Raw genomic sequence first — 13473 nt, 5'->3', positions numbered from 1 at the left:
AATTGTGTGGCGAAACAAATCTGGGTGCACCATTCCAGCGACCACAATCTCTTTCAATTCAGCAAAGGAATCTCATGACAAATACCGAACGTGCTTGGTATCAGGATGGTTGGACCGTTTTCTTCATCGTATTGGTGGGAGGCGTCTTCATCGTTCCGGTGGGGACTCAACTCTACCAGCAATGGCAATACGAGCAAAAACCGTATGTTATCCCTCAGATTTCTGGTCGAGTCCAGCGCCAGCTTTTCGGTCAGCCAGAGCTGATCATTTCAGCTTGGCATCAGCATCCCGGTGACCTCAGGAATGGGGTTTTCGTGGTGTCGCTTAACCACAAAGAGGACGAACGAACAAAGAAAGAGAACACTCGCTTCCACAGCTTTGAAATTTGGAAACCGAACAAAGAGAATGCTTTGGAATTCACTTTTCCACTATCCAGCGGCGAAGTTTCGAAAGAAATTCCAATGTCCTTTCTTCTGAGAGCTAAAAACGTCAAACAACATTTCTCTGTCGACTCCTGGCTCATCAATGACTGGAAATCGAATCAGGATGAATGACGGTTTGGACTTTCAGCTCCCAGCTGAGACGTCTCGCGGCTCGCCATGATTCCATCACAGACCGCGAAGTTTCCAAAGTATGCCACACCTCGTTCGACCGCCATGATGTGATCATCAAGGTCACATCATGGCAGGTAGGCTGACAAGCTTCGCAAAACTTGGTAACGCACCCGTTTTTTTAGCTATCAGAGAGGGGTGTTGCCGGCCTGCACAATCGTCATTTGGACATCACGCGACCGAGACAGAAGTCGCGGAGAGCGTCTTTACCGAGTGAATAAGAATGAATACTTGATAAGTGTTCGTGGATACCTCCGCGAGGTAATGATGCCGATCTCCAAGGTGATCGACTTCGCTTCCCTCGCGAAGTTATCGACTGATCCTTATTGGGGGCATCGGACTGGCATTCAAAACTTCTATTTTGAGTCCCCACATCACTGTTTCGTATTACGCGCATGCAGTCTGAAGAGATGTTCCTGGCGAAGATCGATTCGACAAACATACAAATTGTCTCTGAGGGTCGATTGAAATTCTTCCAGATCAAACTCACTGATATGCCAAAGGTCGGCAGCGTTGAGAAGGAAGTCTTCAGTATCCTCCCACACAACACTTCCAGAGATTCGGTCACAAAGCCAATTCTTCGCTCGACGATCGTCACATAGAACCCCTCCTTGATTCCTTTCCGCAATAATCGCACAAGCAATTTCGCCTAATCCGATACGGCGAGGAGCTTCTAACTCAGCGATCCTTTCCAGGTCTTCAAGTGTCAGTTGCTGCACTGTCACTTGCTCACAACGAACACATTCCTTTGCATTCTGTCGAGTTCTCAATTTGGCGTTAACACCAAGTTCAAAACGGTAGACATATTCGGGGAAGCAGAGAGGAGTTCGTAAGTTCGAGAGAAGTTGAAGCCGATCAATCATCACGACATGGATAAAAGTCGAACTGTCCAACATCCAAACAGATTTGTCAGAAGCGGCACTCATAAAGCTATCCCCGCTTCGCGAACAAAATCGTGGGCGGATTCAACAGAAAGTCCTAGCATTTCAGAAAAGCGTCCGAATGTAATTTGCTCTTCCGTGCGAGCACGACGAAGCAGTTCCATGTAATAACTCGTAACTCCCTTTTCAATCGCAGCAGTCCAACGTCGAGATTGAGCGTCGGTCAGATTAGCGGGTATTTCAGGGTCAGTTTTTTGGCTCCTTTTTATGACAACTGGGAGGTTCTGAAAGAACGAGTCTAACGTTCGCTGAGTAATCCAGTTTGCTTGACGCACCTGTTGAGCGACGACTGCTGTGTTTACGTGGTAATCTCTCGCGATCCGTTCAATGAGTTTCACCAATCCTTCGATCCCTCTGGGACGTGAATACTTACTCAACGCTTGGACTGGGAGCAGAAATTCAGCTGCAAAGCGGTTTGCTCTCAATTCCAACAGTTCCTCGTTGGAGTATTTGTACGACAACACGCACCCAGAGTCATTCAACTCGCTACGATCGAATAAGACATGTGCATATTCATGAGCAGCGGAAAAGAATTGTCGATAGAGATCCTCGTCGTAATTGATGAGCATACAAACGCCAGCATTAGGATGCACAACTGTGACGCCAGACAAATTTGCATCTTCCAGTCGATGCCGGAAAAGCCTGATCCCTTGTGACCGTACGTGCTGGAAAATGTTTTTGATCGGTAATGTTCCAAGTCCCAATCGGTCTCGCTCTTGTCGAGCTGCAATCGGTCCCTGTTCCTTATGAAGTCGTGAGCTGTCAACCTGTTTGGGGTATTGAGGAGGAAGAGTTCGACGATCAATACTCAAAAGTGTTTCCAGATCTCGCTCTGATACACACAAAGATACGAAACGTCGAATCGCGAAGGCATCATTCGCATTTGGAGCTTCAAGGGATCGGAACACCTGACGAGTGCGGTTTTCTGTTTCATCAAGATCGGTGGAAATAAAATATCGAAAGTCTGTCTCAAGGAGTTTCGAGACGATGAGAATGTAGTCGCCTGGTATCGGATCGAGTTGTCCATCCTCAAGGGCGAGAACTGTTGCCTCGGTGATACTCAGGGCATCAGCAACGGTCGAAACATTCATCGAAACTTGTTCGCGAATTGCTCGAATTCTTTTACCGATCTCATGAGGGGGAAGTGCCATCCAGAAATGATGGACGACTTGCGTGATAGAATCAAGGGTTGAAAGAAGCGACTTATCCAAGGAAACTGCCAGTTGAGTCATTGCCCCTTCGCCAAACGCACTTTTCACTCGAATCTACTCAAACCGTTTGTTAGCAATAAGTTTTGGTTGAAACTTGAACGGATCGGAATAAATGAACGTGGTGGGATGCACGTGATGATGACTCATGTTGAGCTGGGCCAATGCAACTCGCCAAATTACTGGTTTACTTTGATACTTCGCCAGCGCTGAGCTTGTTGAGATCTACGAACGCTCCGTTCATCATTGATTTTTTGAATCAGCAATTCAAACAGGGTGAGCAGATTGCGTGGGCTCACTCTGATCTCATCGCTGCACTGGTCGCATACCAGGACAACCTCCAAGATACCGACCCTGGGAAGCTTCCGTCCCGCGCAGATGGTTACATCGCTGAATGGTGTTCCAGCGAGACTCGCTGGCTGAGGCGATTTCTGGAAGCGGATTCGGATGAACCGAGCTATCAGCTGACCCCGCATACCGAAGATGTGTTTGCGTTTCTTGACCTAGTCCTCGGTAAGGACCTCGGTTTCGTCGGGACTGAGTCTCGGTTGAAACTTGTGATTGATTTGCTCACTGACCTTGTGGTCGGTTCTTCGGACGACCCGGAAACGAAGCTGGAATATTTGCGGACCGAGCAAAGAAAGATACAGGAGGAGATCGAACAGATTCAAAGGGATGGTCTTGTCGCAACGTATCGACCTGATCAAATTCGAGATCAATTTTCTACGGCAGTCTCAATCTTGAAACAGTTACAAGGCGACTTCCGCGCCGTTGAAGAATCGTTTCGAGACATTACGCTCGAAGTTCAACAGCAGCAGGTTGCGGGGCTTGCGGCACGAGGGGGCATTCTTGAATACGCACTCAATGCAGAGGATGTCCTCAAGAAAGACGATCAAGGGGTCAGCTTCTACGAGTTCGTAAACCTCATTCTCTCACCATTGCAAACCGAACAACTCGAAAAGATCATTGCGGAGGTTCGCAAAATTCCAGAACTGAGCAGTCAACAGGAAGGAATGGAAACGGTACGGGGAATGGTCTCATTGCTGCAGCGGGAGGCTGAGAAAGTCATGCGGACCAACCAGCGTCTTTCGACAACATTGCGACGCCTGCTGGATGTAGAAGCTCATGCTGAGCGACAACGAGTTGCACAACTCCTTCAGGAGATTCGAGGGTTGGTGGTCTCATTTGATGGTCGACATGACTGCGAGGATGTCGGACTGACGATAGAAGATTCCGCAGCGATTGATTCACCATTTCGTCGCACCTTCTGGACTGAGCCAACAAGGCTGGAAGTGATTGATCTCACGGAATTTCAACCGGACGAAGACGCACGATCCGATGTCTTCAAAAAATACGCAGCGATGCACCGGCTGGATTGGAGAGCGATGCGAAAACATGTTGAAGAGTTATTGAAGCTGCGACCCGCTCCGACACTCGCGGATGTGCTTGATGAGTTTCCTCCCACGGCTGGAGTTGTCGAAGTTCTTGGTTATCTTCAAATCGCTAAAGATGACGATCACCATATTGATACGTCCGTCGAAATCCCGTTATCAATTCCGCCCATGCAAGACAATGCAAACTGGATCGAAGTGCGCGTTCCGCTGGTCACATTCTTGAATAAGCGAAGGAACGGACATGCTTGACGATTTTCCGCAGTTTCAAGAGTTCAGTATTCCCGCAGTCATGCTGTTGCGCGGAGTCGTTTATGCGGAAGATGAACGAGCCTGGAATCTTCTGCTTTCCAATAGCTCACGATTAATTGACTACTTTGCTCGGTTGGGACTTGTCTTGATTGTCAACGAGTCCGAAGGCATGGCGTTTCTCCGGCAGATGTCCGAAGAAGAAACTCCTGAGGGATACGACCTCATCCCAAAACTCTTCCACACCTCGCGATTGAGTTACAAGCAGTCGATCCTGTGTGTTCTTCTCCGTGATGAATATCGACGCTTCGAGGAAGAAGAGGCTCACGACGAAAAATGTGTGGTGGACGAATCTACGTTGTTTGACCAATGGAAAGCACTACGACTTTCGCAGGGAGACGATGTGAAACAGCTCAAAGAACTCCGATCGACCATGAAGCGACTGGACGACTTCGGATTCGTACGGCGATTCAGCGATGATCCACCGACCTGGGAAGTCCGTCGAATTTTGAAGGCGCGCCTTCCCGCAGCGGAGCTGGAGAGTTTGAAGGACCAACTGCTTGCGAAGAAAGAGGAGCAGGTAACGAATCAGATCTGTTTGGACGAGGACACCGACAAATGAAACGAGCCAATACACTCTTTAACAAAACAGACTTTGCCTCTGTCAATTTTTCGCAGACATCCGGGTTTCGCTTAAAGCGACTCGAACTTTTGAATTGGGGGACATTTGACCAACAAGTTCATACAGTCTCTCCGGAAGGACAGTCCACGCTACTGGTTGGTCAGAATGGTTCTGGAAAATCGACACTGGTCGATGCGATTTTGACATTACTGGTCAAGCCAGGTGTCCGTAATTTCAACGTTGCTGCCGGAGCCAAGAAGCGGGAACGAACTGAGCGAACGTACTTCGAAGGAGCCTTTGATCGCAATGCAGATGGTGACAGTGATGGCATCAAAACCCGCTGCCTGAGACCAAAAAAGAAACACTATTCGGTGATCCTGGCTTGCTTTCAGAATGGAGTCGATGATGCTGCTTTCAGCCTGGCACAAGTTCTGTATTGGAATGGACAAAAAGTCGACAAAATCTATTGCTTCTCGGATGGAGACCGGACGATTACTGGTGATTTTTCACAGCTTGATTCCAGTGATGGAATTCTGAAGGCCATCAAGGATCGAGACTTTAAGGCGACCAAAACATTCACTGAATACGAAGGCTGGTTTCGCAAGATCACGAAGGTGAAGAAAAAAGCGATGGACGTCTTCAATCAAACAGTCGCCGTCAAGGATATCGAGAATCTCAATGAGTTCATCCGAAACCATATGCTGGAACCGCAAAATTGGTCAGAGCGCCTTGAAGCGTTGTTGGCTCACTTCACCCAGCTGAATGAGGCTCATGCGTGCTTGGTAAAAGTTCGTGATCAAGAAGCTCTGCTTGCACCAGTTGCCAGACATGGTCAGGAGTACGCCAGAGTCAACGGTCAACTTGAGAAAGCGGTCAGTAAGTCACAGGGTCTGGATGCATTCTTCGCACAGAAAGCGATTGAGGTTTTCGAACCTGCACTTGAAAGGTTTCAGCAATCGCTTGTTGAAGTTCGCAAGCGTAAGCAAAGCTTAAAAGAGGAGCTAAACGCTGTGGAAGAAGAACAGCGACGCATCAAGAACGAGATCGAACACGAAGGTGGCGACCGACTCAAGACGATTCCACTGCTCATTGAGACAGCGACTTCGGAATTAAAGCGAAAACAAGAACGCCATGATCAGTACCAACAAGCTCTGAACCGAACAGGATTGACTCAAATCGTCTCCTGCGAAACGGACTTTCAAGATGTACATCAACTGATTCCAGAGCAACACCGTCAACTTGATACGGCGCTGAAAGAGAACGAAGAGAAGAAAAATGATCTGATTGTTCATCGCGCTCAGATCCGTAATGAACGTAACGAGCTCGTGGTCGAGTTGGAGAGCCTGGATCGACAAAAAGGGAATCTTCCCGAGTGGTCCATTTCGCTCCGAGAAAATATCTGCCAGGAATTAGGGTTGAGTGAGAAAGAGTTACCGTTTGCTGCGGAACTCATCGCAGTGCAGGAGAAAGAGCAGGATTGGGAATCATCAATCGAAAAAGTCTTGCACAGCTTCGGTCTCAGCCTGCTTGTACCGGATCGATATTACCACATGGTCAGTCGGCACGTCGAACAGACGAAGCTCACCGCAAGAGGACGGGGACAACGGCTCATCTATCTGCGGATCAACGAGCATGTGACCTCCAGAGAGACGACCAATCAACAGTCGAACTCCATGCTCAGCAAATTGCGTTACAAGGATGGGCATGCATTATTGCCATGGCTGAAGGCGGAATTGGCATCCCGTTTCGACTACCGCTGTTGTGAGACGATTGAAGAACTCCAACAAGCGTCCGGCTTGGCGATGACGTCCTCGCGGCATGTCAAAACGGGTAGCAAACGTCATGACAAAGATGATCGCGAGCAACTGTTGAACAGAAGAAACTTCATTCTGGGCTGGGACAATAAGGAGAAGAGACAACGAATCTCCGCGAAAATCGCCGAGCTGAATGTCACTGAGCAGCAACTGTCTCAATATCTCGCTGACATTGACGCTGATCTCGTTGCTATCCGAACCCGCATTCATGCCTGGAATGACTTGCGAGCCTTTGGTCACTACTCGGAGATCGACTGGCAACAACATCAACAGAACATCGTCGATTTGGAGGCAGAGAAGAAATCCATTGAAGAAAACTCCGACGCCATCCAATATCTTCGAGAGCAGGCGGCGAAGCTCGCAAGCAAACGCATCGGTTTAGAGACTCAGCGTGAAGGTGCCATTCGAGATGAAAGCCGGCTTGAACAATCAATTCAAGATGCGGAGAGGCTTATCTTCAACGCGCAGAATGCGATCGACGACTTCAAGAAAGAAGATGTCTGGGAACAATTCCGGTTCACCTTCGATGAATTGGAATCTTCGGTCGATGAAAACAGCTTGACCATCGAAGAGCTCCTCAAAACGCAAGATTCTCTAAGAAAAACATTAGACAAAGAACAGATCAGATTGCGCAAGAAACTGGATCCCATTGCAGGGCAGCTGACATTGGCGATGTCAAAGTTCACCAAGAAATTTTCTAAAGAAGCTGATTTATTGCCACAAGTTGCCTACCTGGACAGTTTCCTCGGGCTGCGTCAGCGTATCATTGATGAGGATTTGCCCAGACACACTGATCGCTTTAAAGAACGTCTCAACGACACTGTCACCCGAGAAATTGGTTTGTTCCGAGCCGCCTTAGAAAAAGAGCGACGTAACATTGAAGATAAGATTGAAACACTGAATCTCTCGCTCAGGCAACTTGATTTTCGCGAGGGGACATACATTCAGCTTGAACCCAATCGGGTGAATAATCATGAAATCATCGAATTTCAGCGACAACTCCGCGAGTGCGTCGAAGGGAGCTTCGAAGACTCTGCCGAGGCGAACGAAGCGCGATTCGTGCGCATTCAAAAACTGGTTCTCAAACTTCAGGATGAAGGGCATCGTCGCTGGCGGGACAAGGTTGTCGATGTCCGAAACTGGTTCGATTTCCTTGCCAATGTGATCGATGAATCGACCCTTCAACAAGTCTCCAGTTACGATGATAGTACCGGTCAATCTGGGGGAGAGAAAGCCAAATTAGCGTTTACGATTCTCGTGGCGGCCATTGCTTTTCAGTACGATCTTGACCCCAGCGAGCCTGACGAACAGCGATTTCGCTTTGTTGTCGTCGATGAAATGTTTTCCAAAGTCGATGATCAACATGCCGAGTACGCGTTGAAGTTATTCCGACAATTTGGTTTGCAGTTGCTCATCGTCGCTCCGCTAGATGCGAAGGCCTGTGTGACTCAGCCGTTTGTAGGAAGTTATTTACATGTCACCAAGAAGAACAATCGTTCAGAAGTCTTTCAAATGACAGCAAAGGAGTTCGCTCATTATGTTGATGCAGCGGACGGAGCTCGGATCGGCAATTCTCAGAACCGTACAGAACGATGATCCAACCAGATGACATTCGTCAGAAAGCGAACAACCTATATTCCAAGTTCCAGTTGGCCTGGCTTGATGGTGAAGACTTCTTTCCGTATCGCATTCCCGCCAATCGAACTCTACCTGACGATCCTGCCGCAGCAATTCATGCTGTTCAACTATTAAAACGTGAGTCGAAAGCAGAGAAGGGATTCGGATATTCAATTGAATGGCAAGAACGAAATTCGAGACGTCATGGCAAGAATTTGGTACCTGAGAAAATCTTCTTCACGACACAAGCCGATTTCCTGCGATTCATCAGAAAAGAAGACGAGTTCGAAAAATTCACGAGTGCTGTGAAGATCGTTCGTCAACGTTATCCAGAGCTTGAAGGTTGGATTCGTTCCTACAAAAAAATGCTCACTGACTCTGCAGGTGATGTTGAAGGACTGATACTTGTCGCGGATTATCTACTCGCAAACCCTCGTCCAGGACTCTTCGCCCGCGAGCTTCCCTTAAGCATCGATACGAAGTTCATTGAACGAAATCAGCGTATCCTCAGGGAATGGCTGGATCTCTTATTACCTTCCACCGCGATTCGCGCCGATGAGCAGCACTTCGCGCGACGCTACGGATTGCAATACGATCAACCTCGCCTGCAAATCCGATTTCTTGACGGAAATATTCAAAAAGCATTCGGAAGTCCCTGGTCGGATTGTTCTATCCCGTTGGAGTTACTAGCAAAGCAAAATGTCGATTCGGTGAACGTGGTAGTCGTTGAGAACAAAACCTGTTTGATGACGCTTCCGGATTTGCCGAATACGCTCGCCATGGGAGGCATCGGAAACGCTGTCACCGACTTTCGTCTGATCCCATGGCTGCATCGTTGCACCATCTGGTATTGGGGCGACATCGATGTCGATGGGCTCTCAATTCTCTCCCGTTTCCGCGTCCATTTCCCGTCTGTGAACAGTCTTCTGATGGACATCGAAACATTGTTTCGTCACCGAGAACAAATCGGGCAGAGTGTAGAACCGAAAAAAGAACTTTCCCCACCCGTCAACCTGACAGGTTCCGAACGTACTGCGTTCGACATTTGCAACACAGAGTCCCTGCGAATCGAACAGGAGCAGATTCCAAGCGAGGATGTCAAGTCTGTTCTGAAGCAGCTCTTCCCCACAGGTTGAAGAAAATCGGCTTGGCTCCACCACCGAAATCACAAAGTTTTCCTGAAAACCTTCTCGCATCGTATGGTGCACAAGACCATGTACACATTGCCATGCGAGAACATTGTCTGTTAATCTATGACACGCAAATATTGCGTAACCATCTTCGATATAATGGCTTACGAAACGGAGCTATTATTGAAAGTTGTGTTCTGTTGAAATGAAGAAAGGTGGCGTATTCTGCTGAAACCTTGAACCTTCAGCGGCTCGAAATGAGCACAGGAATACGCCATGAACAAGACTACGACAACCAACAACAAAGCACCAGTCAGCGATGTTTCTTCCTCAGAGAATCTTGATCCAGAGGTCCTCGCGTTTCGAGCGAACTTCGAGTCTCGTAGTCCGCTCGATGAAATTATTCGGGAAGGTGCCAGGCGGATGTTACAGACTGCGATCAACGCAGAGGTCGAAGACTTCATCACAGCACATTCTCAACGCGTTGACGAACAGGGGCGGCGACAGGTCGTTCGTAACGGACATCTTCCGGCTCGCGAGATCCTCACCGGAGCGGGTCCACTGGAAGTTCAACAACCTCGTGTGCGGGACAATTCACCAGACAGTGAGAACCGAGTGTTCTTCTCTCCAAGTGTGTTACCGCCGTACTTGAAGAAGTCGAAATCGATTGAAGAGTTGATTCCGTGGCTCTACCTCAAAGGTGTTTCCACGGGAGATTTCTCAGAAGCCTTGCAAGCACTGGTGGGCGAACAAGCGAAGGGACTCAGCGCCAATGTGATCGTCAAACTCAAAGAGAACTGGAGCCAGGAATACGAACAATGGACCAAACGAGACCTCGCTGGAAAGCAGTACGTCTACATCTGGGCCGACGGTATTCATGTGAAGGTTCGCCTGGAAGACGATGCCAACAAGAAGCAGTGCATGCTGGTGATCATGGGAGCGACTCCTGATGGCAAGAAAGAGTTGCTGGCGATCCAAGATGGATACCGAGAGAGCGAACAAAGCTGGAGCGAAGTGCTCTTGGACCTCAAGCATCGAGGCTTGGAAGTCTCCCCCAAGCTGGCGATCGCTGATGGTGCTCTGGGCTTTTGGGCGGCGCTACGAAAGATTTCACCAGAGACGCGGGAGCAACGCTGCTCCGTCCATAAGACTGCCAACGTGTTGAACAAGATGCCGAAATCCGTGCAGCCCAAAGCCAAGTCTGACCTGCACGAAATCTGGAATGCCGCGACCAGAGAAGATGCGAACAAGGCGTTCGATCACTTCTTAAAGAAATACGAAGCCAAGTACGAAGGAGCCTGCGGGTGTCTCAAGAAAGACCGTGATGAGATGCTCACGTTCTATGATTTCCCAGCTGAGCAATGGGCCCATTTGAGAACGACGAACCCGATTGAATCGACCTTTGCAACGATTCGATTAAGACACAAACGAACGAAAGGAAGCGGCACCAGGCGAACGAGTTTGGCAATGATCTTCAAGCTCGCTCAATCTGCGGAGAAGAACTGGAGACGCCTGCGAGGTCATCAACAAATCATCCACGTCATCGAAGGACGTTCCTTCCAAGACGGAATCCTCCAGCAAGAATCCGCCGCCTAATTCAAATTCTTAGAACACAACAATTGACAATTACTCAGACACAAAAATGGCGGGTCGTAGAATAAGAAAGTCGCCGGATGGAATCGGTTCAATTGCAGGAAGCAGAAAATGTAACTCAATTTAAGAGGTCTATTATGAAACATCTTCTACTCGGATTTGCAATCTTGGGGCTAACTATGTCTGTTGCTGAGAATTCAGCAGAAGCTGGTCGGCGAGCGCATCGCCGTCACGGGCATGCCTACTCAACGGCTGGATATTCATACGCCCCTGCGTATAGCACTTACTACAGCCCTAGCTTGAGTATTGGAATCGGTCATGGGTACTACGGAGGAGGTCACGGATACTACGGTGGTGGACATGGCTACTATGGTGGCGGTCATGGGGACTACGGTGGTGATCACGGTTACTACGGCGGTGGACGCGGCTACTACGGGCACTAATCTTCGAATCTTACAAGGAACGTCGTCATCACCGTTTCAATTGGCTCGACTGAACGAAACAATGCGGCAGTCGGGCTTTTTGTTCGTGGTGCAAACAAAACACATCGCGACAGAACGAGAAGATACGGAGCTAAGAAGTTAAAAATAAGCCTTCACTACGTATTGCTGCATCATGCGTTGCGTATTGAAAAACGAGCCATTCAGAGAAATGGCGTGTCTCATCACTTCCGCGTAGTCTTGCGTGACCTGCAAATAGAGCGGGAAGATGACATGCTCAAGTTTATCGTAGAGTGAGTTCGCGTCTTCGCAACGATCAGTTGCATGTTGTTGATGATCGTCTTCGCCGATCGCCCAACCGGTGACACCTTCCGTACAGCCCTCGATCCACCAACCGTCAAGGATGCTGAGCGACGGAACACCATTCAGGGCTGCTTTCATTCCACTCGTCCCAGAGGCTTCCAGGGGTGGTTCAGGTGTGTTAAGCCAGAGATCGACACCAGATGTCATCAGCTGACCCAACTTCATTTCATAGTTCGGTAAATAGACGAGCCGAATCTTCTCACCGAGGGATTTTCGTGACTGGTACACATGATGAATGATCTCCTTTCCTTGATCATCATGCGGGTGGGCTTTGCCTCCATACACAATTTGCATGGGACCAAATTGGTCTGTGAGCTTCTGCAAGCGGTCGATGTCATCCAACAATAGGTCAGGGCGTTTATAGGCAGTGGCTCGGCGGGCAAAACCAATCGTGAACACATTCGGGTCGAGTGTCTCGTTGGTTAATCGCTCCACTTCATCCAGTAATTGCTGCTTGGCTACTTGATGCGCTTGTGAAATTTCGTCTGTCGGAATTCCTGATGCGTAACGCAAATTGAAATTATCTTCGCGCCAACCGGGGATTCGGCGATCAAATAGGTCTTGGAATGCCGGAGAAACCCACGTCGCTGCATGGACACCATTGGTAATGGAATCAATTTTGTATTTTGCGAACATATGTTGCGATACTTCACCATGACGTTTGGCAACCCCATTGATGTAGCGACTGAGATTCATAGCCAGAAACGTCATGTTGAGTTTCCCTTCGCAGCAGAAGATGTTTTTCATTCCGTAGACATCTCGATCTCCCAGGACACGTGACACCAAATCCATCGGAAACTGATCATGTCCTGCAGGAACTGGGGTATGCGTCGTAAAAACGCACTGATCGTGAACCGTTTCGACATCTGCGTCAGTTAGAATAGACTGACCTGATTGTCGTAACCTTTCATCGAGAAGCTCCAATGTCAGTAAGCTGGCATGACCTTCGTTCATATGAAATGTTTGAAGATTACTGTACCCCAGCGCCCGCAGCATTTTGACCCCGCCGATTCCTAGAATCACTTCTTGACAAAGTCGATAGTGTTGATCACCTCCATACAGGTGATCTGTCAAGGATCGATCCCACTCGGAATTCTCTGGTAGATGACTATCCAGTAAAATGACAGGAACGCGGAATCCAAAACAACCGATAACTTCGTACTTCCAGGCGCGGAGATGAACCGTGCGGTTTTCAATGAGTACGTTGACACGCTGTGGAAGTTCGACCAGTTTACTTTCGACCTCCCACGCGGCGGGTTGCTCGAATTGTCGCCCTTCCGAATCGATTCCTTGAGTGAAATATCCTTTGCGATGCAACAACGAAACAGCCACCATGGGAATCTTCAGGTCAGCGGCAGAGCGTATCGTGTCGCCAGACAGCATCCCCAAGCCACCACTATAAGTCGGAATCTCCGGGGCAAGGGCGATTTCCATCGAAAAGTATGCTACTGAATTCTTGTTGGGAAACATCATTGATGCCTGACTAATTTGCAT

At 48.7% G+C, this 13473-nt stretch carries 10 protein-coding genes; 7 read left to right on the top strand and 3 right to left on the bottom strand.

The genetic code is table 11. The annotated features are described in order from the left end of the window. Window positions 1–74: 74 nt before the first annotated feature. On the top strand, window positions 75–554 hold the full coding sequence (locus tag Mal48_RS05745) for a hypothetical protein (RefSeq protein ID WP_145196991.1): 480 nt from the start codon (window positions 75–77) through the stop codon (window positions 552–554). A 431-nt stretch (window positions 555–985) separates the two neighbouring features. Here the strand turns inward: Mal48_RS05745 and Mal48_RS05740 are convergent, their stop codons facing one another. Beyond that, window positions 986–1537, bottom strand: a complete 552-nt coding sequence (locus tag Mal48_RS05740) for a hypothetical protein (RefSeq protein WP_145196989.1) — start codon at window positions 1535–1537, stop codon at window positions 986–988. Further along, window positions 1534–2811 carry an ImmA/IrrE family metallo-endopeptidase gene (locus Mal48_RS05735; RefSeq protein WP_145196988.1) on the bottom strand — a complete coding sequence of 426 codons (1278 nt, stop codon included), beginning with the start codon at window positions 2809–2811 and terminating at the stop codon, window positions 1534–1536. Before Mal48_RS05735 ends, Mal48_RS05740 begins: the two co-directional genes overlap by 4 nt. A 113-nt stretch (window positions 2812–2924) precedes the next feature. Here Mal48_RS05735 and Mal48_RS05730 point away from each other — a divergent pair, with 113 nt between their 5' ends. The 6 genes from Mal48_RS05730 (at window position 2925) to Mal48_RS05705 (ending at window position 11619) form a co-directional block, all read left to right on the top strand. Next, the gene (locus Mal48_RS05730; protein ID WP_145196986.1) at window positions 2925–4403 is read left to right on the top strand and encodes a DUF3375 family protein; all 1479 of its coding nucleotides are present in this window, start codon (window positions 2925–2927) and stop codon (window positions 4401–4403) included. After that, window positions 4396–5022 (top strand): DUF4194 domain-containing protein, encoded by a 627-nt coding sequence (locus tag Mal48_RS05725; RefSeq protein ID WP_145196984.1) that lies wholly within the window; start codon window positions 4396–4398, stop codon window positions 5020–5022. The genes Mal48_RS05730 and Mal48_RS05725 overlap by 8 nt, the downstream gene beginning before the upstream one ends. After that, a complete protein-coding gene (locus Mal48_RS05720; protein ID WP_145196982.1) occupies window positions 5019–8432 on the top strand; it encodes an ATP-binding protein in 3414 nt (1137 codons plus the stop codon). Before Mal48_RS05725 ends, Mal48_RS05720 begins: the two co-directional genes overlap by 4 nt. Then, the gene (locus Mal48_RS05715) at window positions 8429–9589 is read left to right on the top strand and encodes a Wadjet anti-phage system protein JetD domain-containing protein (RefSeq protein ID WP_145196980.1); all 1161 of its coding nucleotides are present in this window, start codon (window positions 8429–8431) and stop codon (window positions 9587–9589) included. Before Mal48_RS05720 ends, Mal48_RS05715 begins: the two co-directional genes overlap by 4 nt. A 270-nt stretch (window positions 9590–9859) precedes the next feature. Next, window positions 9860–11179 (top strand): IS256 family transposase, encoded by a 1320-nt coding sequence (locus tag Mal48_RS05710; protein ID WP_145196978.1) that lies wholly within the window; start codon window positions 9860–9862, stop codon window positions 11177–11179. Between the two features lie 134 nt (window positions 11180–11313). Then, entirely contained in the window at window positions 11314–11619 is a 306-nt protein-coding gene (locus tag Mal48_RS05705) for a hypothetical protein (RefSeq protein ID WP_197442090.1), read from the top strand. Window positions 11620–11757: 138 nt separating this feature from the next. Here the strand turns inward: Mal48_RS05705 and glgP are convergent, their stop codons facing one another. Then, window positions 11758–13473 (bottom strand): alpha-glucan family phosphorylase, encoded by a 1716-nt coding sequence (glgP, locus tag Mal48_RS05700; RefSeq protein ID WP_197442089.1) that lies wholly within the window; start codon window positions 13471–13473, stop codon window positions 11758–11760.

Origin of the sequence: Thalassoglobus polymorphus, from assembly GCF_007744255.1 — a bacterium.
In the GTDB taxonomy this organism is placed as follows: domain Bacteria; phylum Planctomycetota; class Planctomycetia; order Planctomycetales; family Planctomycetaceae; genus Thalassoglobus; species Thalassoglobus polymorphus.
Note: the sequence above shows the minus strand (reverse complement) of the source record. Positions and strands in the feature narration are given on the sequence as shown.